At 64.5% G+C, this 878-nt stretch carries 1 protein-coding gene; it reads right to left on the bottom strand.

From position 1 onward, the window contains the following. Positions 1-770 (bottom strand): DDE-type integrase/transposase/recombinase (locus HB676_RS33615; protein ID WP_249780585.1); only part of this gene is annotated, 770 nt, incomplete at its 3' end. Positions 771-878: the final 108 nt, after the last annotated feature.

Below are 878 nucleotides of genomic sequence, written 5' to 3' on the forward strand. Positions count from 1 at the left end.
GGCGGGGCTGAGGTCTGCGCCTTCAGCGTGCGATGCATGCGCTCGTGCCGGCCGTTCTCCTGCGGCGAGGCGGGATGAATGAAGTGTGGTGCAATGCCAAGCTTCAGCCACCAGACCGACAGCCTGGTGAGACCGCCGGCGCCGCGCGAGCCGAACGGCGAGCCATTGTCGCAGCGGATCGCAGCGGGCAAGCCGTACTCGCGAAATGCCCGCTCAAAACAGGGCCGAACGCCCTCGATGGTGGGATCGACGATCCGCAGTTCGATCAGGAAGCGGCTGTGACTATCGGCCACCGTCAGTGGATCGATCCGCCGTTGGTCCCGGGTACGGAACCAACCCTTGAAGTCGGTGCTCCATTCGTCGTTGGCAGCTGTCACCGGCGTGCAGGGCCGCCGCTGGTCGAGTGGGCGACGGCGCCGCTTTACCGGCGTGACCAAGCCTGCGCGCTTAAGAATGCTCCCGATCGTCGAAGCGGCAGGCCAGGCGATCTCGGGAGCCTCGCGATCCAGCACCGCGAGAAGCTTGCGCGGCCCCAGATACGGAAAGCGCCGCCGCGCCGCGATCACCTTCTCGGCAATCGCTCCATCCGTGGTCTGCCAACACTGCAAGGGCGCATGCGAGCGGTCCTGAAACCACGCCGGATCTCCGCTCGCCTTGCGCTTGCGCCACTCATAAAACGTGTCTCGGCCAACCCCGTAGCGCCGGCAAAGCTCCGATACGCTCCAGTTCCCGCTCTCATGCTCCAGAAGCATCCGAACACGCTCTTCCATCCGACCGGTCTCTCTAAATGGCATCGGAGGGCCCTCCCTACGATGCATTCTGAAACCTGTCGGGGATCATCCCGGTCTAATCTGTCGGCAATCTAGCCGGTCTGTACC

Source organism: Bradyrhizobium sp. dw_411 (genome assembly GCF_018449695.1).
Classification (GTDB): domain Bacteria; phylum Pseudomonadota; class Alphaproteobacteria; order Rhizobiales; family Xanthobacteraceae; genus Bradyrhizobium.